15 protein-coding genes are annotated in these 17,208 nt (G+C 38.3%); 9 read left to right on the top strand and 6 right to left on the bottom strand.

The window, feature by feature from the left end; all coding sequences use genetic code 11:
- Positions 1-36: 36 nt before the first annotated feature.
- From LB467_RS14030 to LB467_RS14010, 5 genes are read left to right on the top strand one after another with little or no spacing between them, the layout of a single operon-like run.
- Positions 37-1,014 carry a M23 family metallopeptidase gene (locus LB467_RS14030; protein ID WP_224474678.1) on the top strand — a complete coding sequence of 326 codons (978 nt, stop codon included), beginning with the start codon at positions 37-39 and terminating at the stop codon, positions 1,012-1,014.
- On the top strand, positions 1,014-1,343 hold the full coding sequence (locus tag LB467_RS14025; protein WP_057480627.1) for a MerR family transcriptional regulator: 330 nt from the start codon (positions 1,014-1,016) through the stop codon (positions 1,341-1,343). Before LB467_RS14030 ends, LB467_RS14025 begins: the two co-directional genes overlap by 1 nt.
- A 2-nt stretch (positions 1,344-1,345) precedes the next feature.
- Complete coding sequence (locus LB467_RS14020; RefSeq protein ID WP_224474677.1) at positions 1,346-1,942, top strand: LemA family protein; 597 nt, start codon at positions 1,346-1,348, stop codon at positions 1,940-1,942.
- Between the two features lie 5 nt (positions 1,943-1,947).
- The gene (locus LB467_RS14015; protein WP_224474676.1) at positions 1,948-2,388 is read left to right on the top strand and encodes a TPM domain-containing protein; all 441 of its coding nucleotides are present in this window, start codon (positions 1,948-1,950) and stop codon (positions 2,386-2,388) included.
- The gene (locus LB467_RS14010; protein WP_224474675.1) at positions 2,389-3,183 is read left to right on the top strand and encodes a TPM domain-containing protein; all 795 of its coding nucleotides are present in this window, start codon (positions 2,389-2,391) and stop codon (positions 3,181-3,183) included.
- A gap of 321 nt (positions 3,184-3,504) precedes the next feature.
- On the opposite strand, the gene LB467_RS14005 is transcribed toward LB467_RS14010, so the two are convergent.
- The 3 genes from LB467_RS14005 to era form a co-directional block, all read right to left on the bottom strand.
- A complete protein-coding gene (locus LB467_RS14005) occupies positions 3,505-6,270 on the bottom strand; it encodes a TonB-dependent receptor (protein ID WP_224474674.1) in 2,766 nt (921 codons plus the stop codon).
- A gap of 104 nt (positions 6,271-6,374) precedes the next feature.
- Positions 6,375-7,682, bottom strand: coding sequence for a ribosome biogenesis GTPase Der (der, locus tag LB467_RS14000; protein WP_224474673.1), 1,308 nt, complete (start codon positions 7,680-7,682; stop codon positions 6,375-6,377).
- A gap of 317 nt (positions 7,683-7,999) precedes the next feature.
- A complete protein-coding gene (gene era, locus LB467_RS13995; protein ID WP_224474672.1) occupies positions 8,000-8,881 on the bottom strand; it encodes a GTPase Era in 882 nt (293 codons plus the stop codon).
- A 357-nt stretch (positions 8,882-9,238) separates the two neighbouring features.
- Between era and LB467_RS13990 the strand changes: the two genes are divergently transcribed.
- Entirely contained in the window at positions 9,239-10,783 is a 1,545-nt protein-coding gene (locus LB467_RS13990) for a SulP family inorganic anion transporter (RefSeq protein WP_224474671.1), read from the top strand.
- 36 nt (positions 10,784-10,819) lie between these two features.
- A complete protein-coding gene (locus tag LB467_RS13985) occupies positions 10,820-12,259 on the top strand; it encodes a TonB-dependent receptor (RefSeq protein ID WP_224474706.1) in 1,440 nt (479 codons plus the stop codon).
- Positions 12,260-12,385: 126 nt separating this feature from the next.
- On the opposite strand, the gene LB467_RS13980 is transcribed toward LB467_RS13985, so the two are convergent.
- From LB467_RS13980 to LB467_RS13970, 3 genes are all read right to left on the bottom strand, one after another.
- Complete coding sequence (locus tag LB467_RS13980; protein WP_224474670.1) at positions 12,386-12,709, bottom strand: TraR/DksA family transcriptional regulator; 324 nt, start codon at positions 12,707-12,709, stop codon at positions 12,386-12,388.
- Between the two features lie 155 nt (positions 12,710-12,864).
- A complete protein-coding gene (locus LB467_RS13975; RefSeq protein ID WP_224474669.1) occupies positions 12,865-14,811 on the bottom strand; it encodes a M1 family metallopeptidase in 1,947 nt (648 codons plus the stop codon).
- A gap of 167 nt (positions 14,812-14,978) precedes the next feature.
- Positions 14,979-15,434: an RNA methyltransferase gene (locus LB467_RS13970; RefSeq protein ID WP_224474668.1), complete on the bottom strand. Its 456-nt coding sequence runs from the start codon at positions 15,432-15,434 to the stop codon at positions 14,979-14,981.
- Between the two features lie 118 nt (positions 15,435-15,552).
- Here LB467_RS13970 and LB467_RS13965 point away from each other — a divergent pair, with 118 nt between their 5' ends.
- Together LB467_RS13965 and LB467_RS13960 are read left to right on the top strand one after the other, a co-directional pair.
- Complete coding sequence (locus LB467_RS13965) at positions 15,553-16,383, top strand: universal stress protein (RefSeq protein WP_224474667.1); 831 nt, start codon at positions 15,553-15,555, stop codon at positions 16,381-16,383.
- A gap of 76 nt (positions 16,384-16,459) precedes the next feature.
- Positions 16,460-17,095, top strand: a complete 636-nt coding sequence (locus LB467_RS13960; RefSeq protein ID WP_224474666.1) for a diheme cytochrome c-553 — start codon at positions 16,460-16,462, stop codon at positions 17,093-17,095.
- Positions 17,096-17,208 lie beyond the last annotated feature (113 nt).

Genomic DNA, 17,208 nt, shown 5'->3' with positions numbered 1-17,208 from the left:
TCAGTATTGTTGGCAAAAATAGCATAAATTTGACTCATGTCGAAGGTTAAATATTATTACGATAGCGACACGCAATCCTATAGAAAAATAGAGCGCCGAAAGGGCCGCCGTATAGGGATTGTACTGCTTAGTATCTTAGGATCTTTCCTGGCCGGTTTTCTTTTACTGGTGATTTATTTAAACATTCCGCAGATTGTAACCCCCAAAGAAAAAGCGCTAAAACGCGAACTTCAGAACATGGAGCTGCAATATGGGTTGCTGAATAAAAAAATGGGGCAGATTCAAAATGTACTGGCTAATATTGAAGATCGCGACAATAATATTTACAGGGTTTATTTTGAAGCCAATCCAATTCCTGAAGAACAGCGACGCGCAGGTTTTGGAGGTATTAACCGCTATAAAGACCTGGAAGGTTTTGATAATTCCAAACTGATTATTGAAACCAGCAAACGAATGGATATCCTCACCAAACAGCTGGTGGTGCAATCTAAATCACTTGATGAAATTGCAAGTTTGGCAAAGGAAAAAGAGAGCTTATTATCTTCCGTGCCCGCTATACAGCCCGTAAAGAACGTAGACTTAAGCAGGATTGCTTCCGGTTACGGCTGGAGAACAGATCCATTTACCAAAGTGAGAAAGTTTCACCACGGAATGGACTTCAGTGCCCCTCGCGGCACTCCGGTTTATGCCACTGGAAATGGCCGAATAGAAAGAGCCGATAACCGCTCTACCGGCTACGGAAATCACATAAGAGTAGACCACGGCTATGGGTACACCAGTCTTTATGCTCATTTATATAAGTATAATGTGAGAGTTGGCCAGCGGGTTCAACGTGGCGATATTATTGGCTACGTAGGCAGTACCGGGAGGTCCCAGGGACCGCATTTACATTATGAGATCTTTAAAGATGACCAGCGAATTAACCCGATTAATTTTTACTACGGAAACCTTTCGCCGGAAGAATTTGATAAAGTTCTGGAAAAAGCACAACAAGAAAACCAATCCCTGGATTAATGCACCTCAATTTACCAGACAAAAGATATTACGGCATTGGCGAAGTCGCAGAAGCCTTTAAGGTAAACACTTCCCTAATTAGGTTTTGGGAAAAGGAATTTGATGTGATCCAGCCCAAGAAAAATGCAAAAGGAAATCGTAAATTTACACCTGAGGATATTAAGAATTTAGAGCTTATTTATCACCTTGTAAAAGAACGCGGATTCACCCTTGAAGGTGCAAAAACACATTTAAAAGAAGAAAAACACAAAACCCTTAGCAACTTTGAAATAATTCGTAAGTTGGAAGGAGTAAAAGCAAAACTAATCAATCTTAAAAATCAATTATAGAAATGAAAAAATGGTTAATCCCGGTTATAGTTATCGTAGTTCTAGGCATTATTGTTTACAGTCTTACGGCAGGAGTAAATAACACCGCGGTAGAATATGAAGAAGGAGTTATGAAGAACTGGGCCGATGTTGAAAATTCATATCAGCGAAGAAGTGATCTTATTCCTAATTTGGTAAATACTGTAAGTGGTTCAGCCGATTTTGAACGCGGAACTCTAACCGATGTTATTGAAGCAAGAGCACAAGCCACTTCTGTAAATGTTGATGCCGGAAATTTAGACCCGCAGCAAATTCAGCAATTCCAGCAGGCACAGGGGGGACTATCTTCAGCATTATCCAGGCTATTAGTTACTGTAGAAAGATATCCCGATATTAAATCGAATCAGAATTTCCTTCAATTACAATCACAATTAGAAGGAACTGAAAACCGGATTAGCGTAGCGAGAAACCGCTACAATGAAGCGGTAAGACAATATAACACCTACATTAGAAAATTCCCTAATAATATTTTTGCCGGAATGTTCGGTTTTGAAAGAAAACCAACCTTTGAAGCAGAAGAAGGTGCAGAAAACGCCCCCGATGTTGAATTTGATTTTTAGACGAGATGAGTAAAGTAGAAGATTTTTTAAGCAAAAAAGACGAAGAGGAAATCATTGAAGCCATTAGGACGGCAGAGAGCCACACTTCCGGTGAAGTAAGGGTTCACCTTGAAAGAACCACCGGCGATCTGGATATTTTTGATCGTGCCATGGAGGTTTTTCATATGCTGAAAATGGATAACACCAAGCACGATAATGGAGTGCTTATCTATGTTGCCGTAGATGATCATAATTTTGTGATCTATGGTGATAAAGGAATTAATGATGTAGTTCCAGACAATTTCTGGGAAAGCACAAAAGATGCTATTGTAGAAAAATTTAAAAAAGGAGAGTTTAAGCAAGGCTTGGTAGACGGTATTCTAATTGCCGGCCAGCAGCTTAAAAAACATTTCCCGTGGAGTGAAGATACCCGGGACGAACTTTCCAACGAAATTTCAAAAGGATAAATGCCACAATTCACTAAAAGATTCAAACTAATATTTTTGTTTTTCCTCGGTTTCTCGGGGTTTATATATGCACAGCGCGATATTCCGCCTAAACCATCAGAGGCAACCAGCGTTTACGATGAAGCTGATATTCTATCTTCTTCGGAAGAAAGTCAACTGGAGCAGAAGTTGATCAATTATGCTGATACCACCTCAACCCAAATTGTAATTGCAACAATAGAATCTTTACAGGGAGAATATGAAGGAGTTTACGCAGCAGAATGGGCTCAGGAATGGGGAATCGGACAGAGCGAAAAAGACAACGGACTTTTAATTCTTGTAGCTGAAAATGATCGAAAAATTTGGATCACCACTGGTTACGGACTCGAAGAGTATCTAACCGATGCACGAAGTAAACAAATAATAGAACAAATTATCCTTCCTGAATTTAGGAATGGAAGTTATTTCAATGGTCTGGACGCAGGGACTACAGCTATTTTCCAGGTCTTAGACGGCTCTTTTAAAGGTACACCACAAAGACGTGGTAAATCTGATGGGATTCCCGTACAGCTTCTTGTAATGGGAATTATTCTACTCGTAATCATTGTTTCTCTTGCCAACAAAAACAAAGGCGGAAGAAATGGTGGCCGAAGGAGTGCCGGAGGCACATTCCTAGATGCTGTTATCTTAAGCTCACTAGGACGCGGTACATTTGGCGGCGGCAGTTCCGGTGGAGGTTTTGGCGGCGGAGGCGGCTTTGGTGGCGGCTTCGGCGGTGGAGGCTTTGGCGGCGGCGGTGCCGGTGGAAGCTGGTAGGGTTCAGTAGGCAGTATTCCAGTTGGCAGTTGGCAGCGATTTCAGTTGGCAGTTTTCAGTCTGCAGTATGCAGTTGGCAGGAAATCAGTTTGCAGTGATTTTTGGGCTGAAACCTAATCGAAAAATGTTTTAGAAATTTATAAAAGCTCCTCCCCTTTTTTCAAGGGGAACCCGCCTGAATGACAAAGTCGGGCAGGGTGGCCACCGGCCGGAGGAGTTTTTCTTACCAAGTCTATTTTAAATTTATAAGTTCTGGGCAACCACCCCTTTCTTCAGCTCTGCTGAATTCATTCCCCTCTTTGAAAGGAGGGGAGCTATTATTTACCTTCTTCCTGTCCTATTATTATTTGGATCTTTCCCTCCAAATTTGCTTATTTTATAAGTAAAGCTCAGCATAAAGTATTGTTCCAAAACAAGCTCTTGAGTATCCTGGATAAAATCGTCCCCTGTAAATCTTCGGGTTGCAATATTTTGATCCAGCAAATCGAAAACTTTTACTTTTAAGGTTCCGTTATCTCCTAGAATTTCATAGCCCAAACTGGCATTCCATAGGTAGAAAGAATTCTGAAATCCGGGAGAAGCATTTCCAATAGACTGGTAAGCAATATCACTACCTAATACAAATTTATCCGGCCAGAAAGAGGTAAGTGCCAGAGAAATATTTTGATTTTTATAATTTTCCTCTCTATTATTGAAACTGTATTCAGCATCAACAAATTCAACGCTATAGAACGGTTCAATAGTTACCAAGTCTCTGAAATTATACTCTACTCCTAGATTAGGAGTTAGGTTCAGGGTTTTAGAGGTGAAACGTTGCTCGTTCGTAAACCCGATGTTTTTATTGAAGTTTCCATAAACACCTCCCCGAATTTTAATAGAACTCTCATTTTCCAGTTTAAAGGTCTTATCAATACTTCCTCCACCAAAATAATTATAAGCTCCGTCTACATTGGTGTAGGTAGTGGTTCTCACCAAATCATCATCAACCGTGCTGCGGGTTACCACCTGGTCATCGGTGAAATTTCCTCCTAAATATGCGTAAAAACCAGATCGGGTTTTAAAATCGAAATTATTAAAGTTGAAATAAAATCTATGCCTTAAAGCAGGTCTAAGATCTGGATTACCGGTAATAATATTCAACGGATTTATAGTGTTGGTTACCGGCTGCAATTGAGTAAGTGAGGGTGCATCCCAGGAATTGTTGTAATTGAAATAAATAGATTTACCCTGAGCTAAACTATACCTTAAATAAGCGTTTGCAAAAAGATTTTCGTAGGTATTATCTATAGAAGTTTCTGTAAAAAGATCTTCATTTTTAAGTCTTATACTTTGAAAACCTCCGGAAACACTTGCTCTTAGTTTCTCCCCATTATAGGCAAGTCCCAAACTTGGCCGGTGATTAAAAGATTCTGATACAAAATCGTTACTTAATTCATCATCAAGGAAGGTGTAGTCACCTTCCGCATTAGCATCATAGACCAATCGTTCATTTCGACCGTCTTCTTTATCAAAATTATAACTTACATCCAGCATTAATTCTTCGGTAATTGGAAAACGGGTGCTTACATCAATCCCGTAATTATTATCCTTATTTTCTTCGGAAATTAACTGATCCTGCAAATCGGTATTTACCAATTCACCTTCCTGGTTATAAATCTCCCTTTCTGAAAAGAAATTATTGTCCTGCGAACGGGTGTTGTTCTGGTTATTGAAACCTACACTATAGAAGCCTCCATTTTTACCAAATTTTCGGGTGAAATTTAACCTATTCGAGAAATTTACGCTTTGTACTTCAGAATAATTATCGGTTAAAGCGGTGTTTATAGGAGTTCCATCATCTTCAATAGATTCAGTAAAAGATTGATTAGAAGATCTTCCGTTATTGGTGGTAATATTTGGCCTTACCGAAATTCTCGTTAGCGTATCTGGCTGAATCTCGAAACCTAAATTAAAACGGTGATTATTGTTAACCCGGTTACCACTGGATTCAGAATTATTAAAGAACCTTCTATTTGGTAAAATATTCTCTCTTTGAGTTCTGCTTTCGGTTATGTTATCGGCCCGGCTGTAAAAATAATTGGAAGAAAGCTCGGTGTCCTGCGGCCATTCGTTCACAAAACTAAACCCGGCATTATCAGATTTTGTGATCCCGTTTTCTGTTCCAAAATTATTCCCGTTAATGCTAAAATTTCCACTTCTGTTCCTGGAAATTGAATAAGCATTCCGGCCCATAGCATCATAAATTTCATCGAAAGAAAACCCGGAGGAATTGATATTATTCGAACTCGCCAAAAGACTCACCCGCATATCATTTTTAAAGTAATTTCCAATTCCGCTTAATTCGTAGCGATCATCGGTTCCTCCGCCTGTAGTAAGCCTGGAGAAAAAACCTCTATTCTTATCTTCATCTATAGTTATGTTGATGGTTTTATTTTCAGCATCCCCTTCTTTCCCGGTAAATTCTTCAGATCTGGTTTTGCTATCTACCACCTGGAGTTTATTAATTAATTCCTTCGGAAGGTTTTTAGTGGCGATTTTTGGATCATCACCAAAGAATTCTTTTCCGTTCACCTTAATTTGCGAAACCGGAGTCCCGTTAACAGTAATACTTCCATCGGTAGCTACTTCTACACCCGGCAATTCTTTTAGTAATTCTTCTAAATTCGCGTCTTTACGGGTTTTAAAAGAAGCCGCGTTAAACTCCAGGGTATCTTTTTTAATAGTTACCGGAGCGCGGGAAGAAGTAATCGTTATTTCATCTAAAGAATTATCGGCCACCTGCATTTTTATGGTACCTAAATCAACATCTTCATCTATCTCAACTTTTTGGCTGTGGGTTTGAAAACCTGCGTAAGAGATGAGTAAGTTAGTGACTTCGAGCCCTCCATTTCCCGTGAGTTGAAATTCTCCCCTATTATCTGAAATAGTATAGGTTACCAAACTACTATCTGCAGGTTTTTCGAGGTAAACCGTCGCCGATTCCAGCGGTTCCCCCTGCGGGCCGGTTACTTTACCATTAATTTCAAAATTTTGAGCTGTTAGGTTTCCTGCCAGGAAAAGCAAGGCAAGGGAAAGGAAAATTCTCATTTAGAGCATAGGTGTTAAAAATTGAATAAATCAAGACAATAAAATGTCTTTCTAACTATATTGGTAGTTAGACTCTCGATTTGTTACAAAGTTTAACAGGGAAATTATTTTTTTCTGAAATACACTGAAATAGGCACTCCCGTAAGGTCAAATTCCTTTCTTAATTTGTTCTCTATAAATCGTTTATAAGGATCCCTCACATACTGTGGAAGATTACAGAAAAATGCAAATTGCGGCTGAGGGGTAGGTAATTGTGTGCAAAATTTAATTTTCACATACTTACCCTTATAAGCCGGCGGCGGATTTTGCTCAATTATAGGAAGCATGATATCGTTAAGCTCGCGGGTTTTAATTTTCTTGCTTCGGTTTTCATAAACCTTTACGGCAGTTTCTATAGCCTTAAAAATACGCTGCTTGGTAAGAACCGACATAAATACGATTGGCACATCGGTAAAAGGCTCTATTTCGCGCCTTATCATTGCTTCAAATTCTTTCATGGTATTGGTTTCCTTGTCTTCCACCAAATCCCATTTATTTACAAGAATTACAATTCCTTTTCGGTTTCTTTGTGCCAGCCAGAAAATATTCTGCACCTGCCCGTCAAATCCGCGGGTGGCATCTAAGATTACAAGGCAAACATCACAATTTTCTATAGCGCGAACAGATCGCATTACCGAATAGAATTCAAGGTCTTCTTTAACCTTGGATTTTCTTCTTATCCCGGCTGTATCTACGAGGTTAAATTCAAAACCAAAGCGATTGTACTTAGTGTCCATAGAATCGCGGGTAGTCCCGGCAATGTCTGTAACTATATAACGCTCTTCCCCAATTAAGGCGTTGATAAATGAAGATTTCCCGGCGTTGGGACGACCCACAACGGCAAATCTTGGCAGTTCGGTTTCTTCTTCGGCTTCGCTTACAGGTAAAGCTTCAATTAAAGCATCGAGAAGATCTCCGGTACCACTACCGTTTGTGCTGGCAATAGGATAATATTCCCCAAGACCCAGCGAGTAGAATTCTACTGCGTTTTCCAGTCTTTTATTATTATCCACCTTATTTACGGCTAACAGTACAGGTTTGTCCACTTTTCTCAGCAATTCCGCAACATCCTCATCCATTGGAGTCACGCCGCTTTCTACATCTACCATAAAAATAATGGCATCGGCTTCGTCTATGGCTAGTTCTACCTGTTTATCTATTTCGGCTTCAAATATGTCGTCGCTTCCAACTACATAACCACCGGTATCGATAAGGGAAAAATTACGCCCGTTCCAGTCAGATTTTCCATAATGACGATCGCGGGTCACCCCACTAACCGAATCTACAATCGCCTCGCGGCGTTGAATTAAACGGTTGAAAAAAGTAGATTTGCCAACATTTGGTCTTCCTACAATGGCTACAATATTGCCCATAATATTTATTCTTTAATCCCTCAAAGAGAGAGTATTTACTGGAATTTAATTCCAATAAACTTAATTGATTCTTAAACATAAGACTGATCAAAAAAGTTTTCATACGTCATCCTGAATTAATTTCAGGATCTAATTTTTTAATAGTTAAAACATATTAGAAACTGAAACAAGTTTAGCTTGACGAAAACAAGACTTTTATAATGGTCTCTTTATTTATTTTGCAAAATTAGTGTAAAAATTCGGGTTTACCCGAAACTTAGAAAACGGAAGTTTTCTAAAAGGAAAATCGAAGTTTTTATATGTTTCTTCAGGAATAATTATTCGTTATATCCAAAACGCTTTAGTTGGCGCTGATCACTTCTCCAGTTCTTGTTCACTTTCACATAAAGCTCAAGATGAACCTGTTTTCCGAAGAATTTCTCAAGATCTTTCCTGGCTTCCACTCCAACTCGTTTTAAAGCCGCTCCTTTATGGCCAATGATGATCCCTTTTTGGGTTTCACGCTCTACCATAATCACGCTTCGCATTCTAATAATTTTATCTTCTTCAAAAAATTCCTGGGTATCAATTTCTACCGCGTAAGGAATTTCCTTTTTATAGTGCATTAAAATCTTTTCGCGTATAATTTCATTTACAAAGAAGCGCTCGGGTTTATCGGTAAGCGTATCTTTTGGATAGAAGGCTGGAGCTTCGGGTAATAATTCAATAATTCGGTTAAAAACTTCAGCCACATTAAAACCTTCCAGGGCCGAAACCGGGAAAATTTCAGCATTGGGGACTTTTTCAGTCCACATTTGTACCTGGCTTTCCAATTCTTCCTGGTTTGATTTATCAATTTTATTCAGCAATAAAATAACAGGAATTTCGGTTGAAATTATCTTATTAAAAAAGGCTTCATCTTTAAGCTCTTTTTCACCAATTTCTACCATATAAACCAGAACATCGGCATCTTCAAAAGCAGACTTCACGAAACCCATCATAGACTCCTGCAACTCATAAGCCGGTTTTATAATTCCCGGGGTATCGCTAAGAAGCATTTGGAAATCTTCTCCATTCACAATTCCTAAAATACGGTGGCGGGTAGTTTGTGCTTTAGAAGTTATGATAGACAACTTTTCGCCTACAAAAGCATTCATAAGGGTAGATTTCCCTACGTTCGGGTTCCCTATAATATTTACAAATCCTGCTTTATGTGCCATTGTGATAATTTTTATACTGCAAAGGTAAGACGATTCACTAACAGTTATCTCCTTTTGATTTAAATTTATTTCTGAAATAGCTTTTCTGATAATTTTCTAACAAAATTTATTAGTAATTTGATAATCAGGCACCTTCATATTATCAAACTATTAAAAGTTTACACTTAATTTGCCTCAAGCTTTTCTATTAAAAATAATTAACTAATTTTGCCGGCTCTTATGAAGAAAAGAAGAAATATACAATCCTCACCACTTACTCCGCCCTAGGTAGTTAAGTGCATTCTTCTGTTATATCCTGAAATTAATTTTCTGCGGAAAAAATCCGCTTTTCCAATATTTTTTTAAAACTATATTCTGATGAACAAAATCTTCAACTTGTTTGATTTTTCACAAAAAGTAGATTACAAAAATGAAGTACTTGCCGGGCTAACTGTTGCTTTGGCGTTAATCCCCGAAGCAGTAGCCTTTGCATTAATCGCAGGGCTTTCCCCTTTAACTGGTTTATATGCGGCCTTTGTAGTTGGTTTGGTTACTTCTATTTTAGGAGGTAGACCGGGAATGATCTCTGGTGCTACAGGAGCGGTTGCCGTGGTTATAGTTGCTCTCGCGATTTCCCACGGACCGGAATATGTATTTGCCACCGTAGTCCTGGCCGGATTAATTCAAGTATTGGCGGGAGTTTTAAAACTTGGTAAATTAATTAGGCTGGTGCCGCATTCAGTGATCTTTGGGTTTGTTAATGGTTTGGCGATCATCATTTTTATGTCACAATTAGACCAGTTTAAAGCTATAAACCCAGTAACGGGCGAACTGGAATGGATGACTGGCGCGCCAATGTACACTTACCTTGGTTTGGTTATTACCGCAATTCTAATTATCTGGTTATTGCCGAAACTCACAAAAGTAGTTCCTGCTACCCTTATAGCGATCTTAGTGGTTTTTGGTATTGTTGCTGCATTTGGAATAGAAACGAAAACAGTTGGAGATATTGCATCTATAAAAGGTGGTTTCCCTCCTTTTCATATTCCAATGGTGCCTATTAACCTGGATACTTTAATGCTTATCTTTCCTTATGCCGCAATTATGGCCGGGGTTGGTTTAATAGAAAGTTTACTTACCCTAAACATTATAGACGAAATTACTGAAACCCGTGGAAGTGGGAACAAAGAATGTGTCGCCCAGGGAACAGCCAACGTACTTTCAGGATTTTTCTCCGGGATGGGTGGTTGTGCTATGCTTGGCCAGAGTTTAATTAACGTTTCTTCCGGAGCAAGAGCTCGTCTTTCAGGAATTGTTGCCGCAGTGAGTTTATTGATCTTTATTATGTTTGGATCTGGAGTTATTGAATTACTGCCAATGGCCGCCTTAACCGGACTTATGATTATGGTTGCAGTAGGAACCTTTGAGTGGGCCAGTTTAAGAACTTTTAGAAGAATGCCAAAATCTGATATTCTGGTAATGGTATTAGTAACTGTAGTAACTGTAATTCTTCACAACCTTGCTTTAGCGGTATTAATTGGAGTTATTATTTCTGCCCTTGTTTTTGCCTGGGATAACGCAAAACGTATTCGTGCAAGAAAACGTATTGATGAAGACGGCGTGAAACATTACGAAATATACGGACCTCTTTTCTTCGGATCTGTACAGGCTTTTAATGATAAATTTGATGTATTGAACGATCCAGATCAAGTAATTATAGATTTTTCTGAAAGTCGTGTAGTAGACATGTCTGGTATTGAAGCCCTAAACAAACTTACCGAAAGATATCACAAACAAGGTAAAAAATTACATCTAAGATATTTAAGTCAGGATTGCCGAAGGTTACTGAGCAATGCCGATGCGATTATTGAAGTTAATATTCTTGAAGATCCTTCATATAAAGTTGCGGTAGATAAAGCTTAAGTTTCTTAACTTTATACTTCAACTAAAACAAACATGATGTCTACTATTGCTGAAGGAGAAAAAAAGTTTGAAGAAGTAACTTCCGTGCAGAACAAGGCAATGCGCCTTAATCTGAATGAAAATATATATGGAACTTTTGCTGAAATTGGCGCCGGTCAGGAGACCGTGCGCCATTTTTTTAGGGCGGGTAATGCCTCTGGTACCGTGGCTAAAACCCTGAGTGCCTACGATAAAGATTTTAGTGACGCTATTTACGGAATTGAAGATGATGGTCGTTATGTTACCGAAGACCGGCTAACCAGGATGATGCGTTACGAAACGGGGCTTATAGAAGAACGTATTTCCCGTCTTAAGCATCCCAATAAATTATTTTTTAGTTACGCCAATACCGTAGCGACCATAGATTGGGCAAAAAAATATAAAGGCCACGGCTGGCTGGGAATTAGATTTCAAACCAGACCGGGAGAAGATTATAGTGAGATTGTGCTGCATGTGCAGTTTCACGAAAACAATGCTTCTCATCAGCAAATAAGCCTGGGGGTTATGGGAGTAAATCTCATTTATGGTGCTTTTTATCACCATGACAACCCCAAAAACCTGCTTAAACATTTATTTGATCATCTTACTACAGATAAGATTGAAATTGATGCTATTAATTTTACCGGTCCGGCTTTTAGAGGTGTAGATAATCGTTTAATGAGCCTGGAATTGTTAAAAAACGGTATCACCCAGGCCATTATGTTTGCTCCTGATGGTAATAATGTACTTCCAGCAAGTATTCTTTATAAGAGAAATATTTTAACCTTACGCGGGAGTTTTAGACCGGTGACTAAAGTAAATATGGCGATGTATGAAGAATCGCTCGAGCTTTTTCTAAATGAAAGAAAAGTAGATAAAGAAAGAACAGTAGTTATTTTTGAAATCACGCTATCCAATCTAAAAGGCGAAGGAAAAATAGACGAAATAGACGAACAGGATTTTCTTGACAGGGCAGATTTACTGGGTTCTTTGGGCCAAACAGTAATGATCTCCAACTTCCAGGAATATTATAAAGTGGTAGAATATTTTAGTCAGCACACCAAAGAGCGAATGGGGCTTACTATGGGCGTGAGCACACTTCAGGATATTTTTGATGAAAGATATTACCGCCATTTAAGCGGTGGTATTTTAGAAGCTTTTGGAAAATTATTCTTTAAAAGGCTTAAGATATACCTTTATCCACTTAAAGATAAAGAAACGGGCGAGATCATTACCAGCGAGAATTTAAAGGTGCATCCCAGAATGCATGAGCTTTATCAATATTTTAAAGATAACGGACGTGTTGTGGACATAAAAAATTACGATCCTACAACACTGGACATCCATTCAAGGCACGTTTTTCAAATGATTCAAGAAGGAAAAACTAATTGGGAAGCTATGCTTCCGGAGAACACCGCCAAAATGATTAATGAAAAAAAATTATTTACAAGGAAATAATTATGCTTATATAAGGAAGCTGTCTGAAAAGTCTAATTTCCTCAAGCTGAATTTATTTCAAACTATATCCCGAAACTTCGGGACAGAAAGGCGATTTAAAATCCATTTCAAACAGCTTCTTTTATTTTATTGAGCGCAGTTTACACACAACAAACTTTCTGGCCGAATCATTAACCTACCTACTGGAATTGGTTTCTTACAGCGCACACATATTCCAAAGTCTTTACTACCGGCTTTTTCCAAAACTTTATGGAGATCTTTTAATTTCTGTTCCGATTGTCTCAAAGCCGATTCATTGACACTTTTATTATTAATAGCATCCATGCGGGATACACGCCCTATCGCATTTTCTGGGGAAATTGGTTTTGTGAGTTCCCTGTAATGAATTATCTGCGCTTCAGTTTTTTCAATTTCAGCTTTAATTTTATCTATAACTTCCTGGTTGTCCATCTGTTTTAACTCTTTAATTTTATTCCGAAAAAAGCCCTCTCTACCTAGAATCGGAATAGTTTAAAAATACAAAAAGCTATTCAAAATAAATCGAATAGCTTTCTATATAAATTCATATCTGAAGTATTTTACTTCAGGAAATGATTAAATTTCAATTAATCCTGGTAAAAAGAATTTGGCCAGGCATCGTTACCTGAATTTACATCTGGTAAAATTTTATCAGGATCCAACTCTACATTCTCAATAGATTTATCGGTACGGTGCAGGTAATTCCAGGTATCGCCACGTTGCCAGATCTCTACCGGGAGCATTATATTTTCAGTAGAACCATCTTCATAAGAAATCTTCATTTTCACCGGCATTGGAATTTCACCATTGTTTGCCAAAGAAATTATGTAATTACCTTCATACTGCCTTACCCCATCCAGAGCTAAGTCAATATTTCCTGTGCCGTAGAACCATTTTTTAAAGAACCAGGAAAGGTTTTCTCCGGAAACATTTTCCATATGGTTAAAGAAATCGGCCGGCTGAGGGTGTTTGTATGCCCAGGTTTTTATATAAGATTTAAAAGCATTGTCGAAACGCTCTTCCCCCAGAATATATTCCCTTAGTAACAATAGGCCAATAGCGGGCTTATAATAAGCAATCATCCCCAGGTTTCTTAAGTTAGCAACATCTGGATAAGTATCTATTCCTTCCCTTTGCTCGCTCGTGAACCAGCCAGTCATATTCCTGGTTTTACCCAATCTTGCAGGATATTCCCCATCGTTAAATTCCAGTGTACTATAGTAATTGATAAAAGTATTAAAACCTTCATCCATCCAGGCGTATCTTTTTTCGTTAGAGCCAACGATCATTGGGAACCAATTGTGTCCAAATTCGTGGTCGGTAACACCCCAAAGGGAAGCACCTTCACTCTTCCAACTACAAAAATTAAGGCCGGGATACTCCATTCCGCCAATATCAGCTGCAACGTTTACAGCTACAGGATATGGATATTCAAACCATTTCTCAGAATAATGCTCAACAGAAGCTTTAGAGTATTCGGTAGAACGGCTCCAGGCATGTTGCCCATCACTTTCCTTAGGGTAAGCCGATTGTGCCATAGCTTTTTTTCCGCTGGGCAAATCTATTTTCGCCGCATCCCAGATAAATGCTTTTGAGGAACCAAAAGCTACATCCCGGGCGTTTTCCATTTTAAAATGCCAGGTAAGTGTGCCTTCCTGCTTTGCACGCAAAGACATATCGTTTACTTCTTCGGGCTTAATTAGGTATACGGTAGAATCGCTTTTAGCAGCTCTATCCATTCTATCTCTAACGGTAGAAGATAACACCTGTCTAGGATTCTGCAATTCTCCAGAAGCCACTACAATATGGCTGGCCGGGGCAGTAACCTTAAAATCATAATCGCCATAATCAAGATAAAACTCACCTGCCCCAAGATATGGCTCTATATTCCACCCTTCTACATCGTCATAAACTGCGGCTCTTGGGAACCATTGTGCCAATGCGTAAATGGTGCCGTCTTCAACATCAAGTCTTCCCATACGATCCATCCCGTCTACAGGAATTTTATATTCAAAATCCATAGAAACGGTGGCTTTACCTCCGTTTGCCGGAATAGGATCTTCAAAGAAAACCTGCATCCTGGTATCGTTAATTAAATAATCTGAAGAAGAACTTCTTTTTACTTTCGCTTCAAGGTTAGAAATGGTATAACCACCATCAATATCTCCATTATAACGATTTCCCTGAATTGGAGTGGTTAACGTACCTCGAGAATCTTCAGTAAAGCGATTTTGCTCCAGATACATCCAGATAAAATCTAATTCCTGTGGACTGTTATTGGTATAAGTTAGGGTGATTTGGCCTTTTATAGTGTGATCTTCATCGTTTAAGGTAACATCAATCTCATAATCTGTTTCGTTCTGCCAGTATTCCGGGCCCGGCTTTCCTGAAGCCGTGCGGTACATATTACCGCTACGATCCATAAATTCATTAAAATCATTCTGGTTGTTTCCCACAACCTCCTGTGCTTTGGCACCGGTAGTTAACATTCCTGCAACCGCGAAGCCAAGCATAGCTTTGGATAAATATCTCATTCTTTTAAGGTTTTATTGTAATAGGCGCTAATTTAACCAAACTGATTAAAAAATCCTGACAAAATGCAGCTTATAAAACGGTAAAGAGGGTATTTAATTAGAAAGTCCTGAATTAGTTTTTAAGAAAATTTAGAAGGTCAAGTAATTCAATTTAATACCCTCTTATCCTATTGAAGTTTAGAATTACGGTCGTACATAATGATGCTTCCGGCAACAGAAACATTAAGGCTTAAACTCGATTGAAACTTTACAAGGAAATGAGATTTTTTTATAGCTTCATTTGAAAGGCCATGATCTTCAGCTCCCAATAAATAAACACAACGCCTTGGGTGGGAAAAATTCTCCAGAGGTTCGGCATTCTTAGCCAGTTCCACTCCCACCAGCATCGCGCCTTTTGGTAGATGGTCGTAGAATTCCTTAAAAGTTTTATAATGAAAATAAGGCATTGCCCCTACGGCTTTATGAGTATCACAGGCCTGTTTTGCATAGCGGTTACCAATAGTAAAAATAAAACTGGCTCCCATATTTTGTGCAGATCGCCAGAGCACACCTAAATTTTCGGGTGTCTTCCCATTTTGAATACCAATCCCGAAAAATCCCTGTTCTAAGTTATCTACTTTCATAAGTGGTCAAAAATAAAAGAATTTATTTTTCTACGGAATTTCTCCTCCACTAAACCTGATGATTATCATTTTATCTAACACCTAAGCCCTTTAACTTTATATAAAAATATTCGGCATCATGAAACATATACTCATACCCACCGACTTTTCAAAATCTGCCATTAACGCTTCAGAATTTGGAATTGGAATGGCTAAAGGACTGGGACTTCCTTTACGCTTTTTACATAGCGTACAAACCCCTGTGGATTGGCCGAAACTAAACATACAAGAAGAAAAAAAATATCCTGAAACAAGAAAACGGATTAATGATGCCAGGGAACAATTAAAAATCTGGGAGAAAAAGGCGGAAGAAAAAGGTGTGGAGGCAGATCATAGCTTAATTTTCAACACCAGTATGGATGAATTAACAAGTTATGTAAAACCAGATCATTACGAACTAGTGATCATGGGCACCCACGGTACTAAAGGTTTTGAAAAAATATTAGGATCAAATACTCAGAAACATATACGTCATTCTAGAGTGCCCGTTTTGGCCATCAAATATAAATTTGATTTTGAAAATCTAAAGAAGGTATTAATTGCGACCGATTTAAAAGAAAAATCACTAATTCCATTTCAGAAGATATACAGAATTCTGCAGAAGTTCACCACTGATATTAAACTGGTTTATGTAAATACGCCTTATGAATTTAAAGAAAACGACGAAATTGATAATATAGCGGATACTTTTTTAAAAAAAAGCGGCATAGAAAACATACAGATACAATACTTCAATGCTCACAATGAGGCACGTGGAATTGGTATGGCTATAAATAAATTAAAACCCGATCTTTTTACAAGCGTAACACATAGGCGTTCGGGCTTTAATACCATTTTTAGCCCAAGTATTACTGAAGAAATAATTAATAATTATGATTTTCCCGTACTGAGTATCAACAGGGAAATTTAAACCTAAAACTCCAGATTCTCCCCATATTTTTTATTCTTCTGATTTTCTAATTTTAGTAATTATAATCTATTGAAATATGAAATTAGAAAAAAATTCAGTTTTCCAGCTATTCCCTTATCGTTATTCCAGTTTAATTCTATTAATATTCTTTTTTTTATCCTGTAAACAAAACAAAGAAGAAAATATAGGAAAATACGTGATAGCCGATGTACAGCAAAAAAGACAATTAAGTGAAAAAGAATATGAAAATAGAGGGAAGTATCTTGTTGAAATATTGGGCTGCCACGACTGTCATTCTCCAAAAAAAATGGGAGAAAGAGGCCCTGAACTAATTTCTGAATTAGCCTTTTCAGGTTTCCAGGCAAATACCGAATTACCAAAAATTGATAAACAAGCGCTTGAAAATGGTTGGATGCTGATGAATTCTGATTTAACCGCCTTTGTAGGGCCCTGGGGAATTTCCTATTCAGCTAACCTCACGCCCCACGACACCGGAATAGGTTCCTGGAATTTCGAGCAATTTAAAAGAGCTATGGTAGAAGGAAAGTATAAGGGACTGCAAAATGGTCGAATGTTACTACCTCCAATGCCCTGGCAGAATTTTAAAGAAGTAAAAGATGACGATCTGCGAGCAATGTACACTTATTTCAAAAGCCTGGAGCCGATAGAAAATATTGTACCCTCTCCAAAATCATTAGCTGAATTGCAATAAGGCTTTCCTTCCCTTTAAGGTATAAAAAAACCCTTCACCAAATAAATGATGAAGGGTTCAAAAGAAAGGCGGCGACATATTAAATGACCGCCTTTGAATGCAAGCGAAGGCGC

Origin of the sequence: Salegentibacter tibetensis (assembly GCF_020164485.1) — a bacterium.
GTDB classification, from domain to species: Bacteria; Bacteroidota; Bacteroidia; order Flavobacteriales; family Flavobacteriaceae; genus Salegentibacter; species Salegentibacter tibetensis.
The sequence above is the reverse complement of the archived record's forward strand: the minus strand, read 5'-3'. Positions and strand labels throughout refer to the sequence as shown.

Coding starts and splice junctions, on each gene's coding strand:
- LB467_RS13970 (WP_224474668.1), bottom strand. CDS start 15,434: ATGAAAGTAGATAACTTAGAACAGGGATTTTTCGGGATTGGTATTCAA.
- LB467_RS14015 (WP_224474676.1), top strand. CDS start 1,948: ATGAGTAAAGTAGAAGATTTTTTAAGCAAAAAAGACGAAGAGGAAATC.
- der (WP_224474673.1), bottom strand. CDS start 7,682: ATGGGCAATATTGTAGCCATTGTAGGAAGACCAAATGTTGGCAAATCT.
- LB467_RS13990 (WP_224474671.1), top strand. CDS start 9,239: ATGAACAAAATCTTCAACTTGTTTGATTTTTCACAAAAAGTAGATTAC.
- LB467_RS13985 (WP_224474706.1), top strand. CDS start 10,820: ATGTCTACTATTGCTGAAGGAGAAAAAAAGTTTGAAGAAGTAACTTCC.
- LB467_RS13965 (WP_224474667.1), top strand. CDS start 15,553: ATGAAACATATACTCATACCCACCGACTTTTCAAAATCTGCCATTAAC.
- LB467_RS14010 (WP_224474675.1), top strand. CDS start 2,389: ATGCCACAATTCACTAAAAGATTCAAACTAATATTTTTGTTTTTCCTC.
- LB467_RS13980 (WP_224474670.1), bottom strand. CDS start 12,709: ATGGACAACCAGGAAGTTATAGATAAAATTAAAGCTGAAATTGAAAAA.
- LB467_RS14030 (WP_224474678.1), top strand. CDS start 37: ATGTCGAAGGTTAAATATTATTACGATAGCGACACGCAATCCTATAGA.
- LB467_RS14025 (WP_057480627.1), top strand. CDS start 1,014: ATGCACCTCAATTTACCAGACAAAAGATATTACGGCATTGGCGAAGTC.
- LB467_RS13975 (WP_224474669.1), bottom strand. CDS start 14,811: ATGAGATATTTATCCAAAGCTATGCTTGGCTTCGCGGTTGCAGGAATG.
- LB467_RS14020 (WP_224474677.1), top strand. CDS start 1,346: ATGAAAAAATGGTTAATCCCGGTTATAGTTATCGTAGTTCTAGGCATT.
- era (WP_224474672.1), bottom strand. CDS start 8,881: ATGGCACATAAAGCAGGATTTGTAAATATTATAGGGAACCCGAACGTA.
- LB467_RS13960 (WP_224474666.1), top strand. CDS start 16,460: ATGAAATTAGAAAAAAATTCAGTTTTCCAGCTATTCCCTTATCGTTAT.
- LB467_RS14005 (WP_224474674.1), bottom strand. CDS start 6,270: ATGAGAATTTTCCTTTCCCTTGCCTTGCTTTTCCTGGCAGGAAACCTA.